Origin of the sequence: Limnospira sp. PMC 289.06, from assembly GCF_032350395.1 — a bacterium.
Lineage (GTDB): Bacteria > Cyanobacteriota > Cyanobacteriia > Cyanobacteriales > Microcoleaceae > Limnospira > Limnospira platensis.
This window is the reverse complement of record NZ_JARPLC010000597.1, coordinates 1-245: the sequence shown is the minus strand read 5'-3', so window position 1 is coordinate 245 and position 245 is coordinate 1. Positions and strand designations below refer to the sequence as shown.

The following is a 245-nucleotide window of genomic DNA, read 5'->3' as shown; positions in this document are numbered from 1 at the left end:
TGCATTTACCAAACAAATTAATATAGAGAGTAACATACCCCAGCAATTACAAAAAACTTTCATCAAAGTAGATAATCGGCGGCTGCGTCAAGTCCTGATTAACTTGCTAAGTAATGCGGTAAAATTTACCCATAAAGCTGGTAAAATTAACTTAAATGTGGGCATAAAACCATCTCCTAATCCGGCAATTTCCACTCCTCAATCTATCTATTTCTCAGTCATAGATAACGGAATTGGGATTGCTA

At 35.9% G+C, this 245-nt stretch carries 1 protein-coding gene; it reads left to right on the top strand.

Annotated elements, in window-relative coordinates; translation table 11 throughout:
- Window positions 1–245: ATP-binding protein (locus P5674_RS26390; RefSeq protein ID WP_315670542.1), on the top strand; the 245-nt coding region annotated here is incomplete at both ends.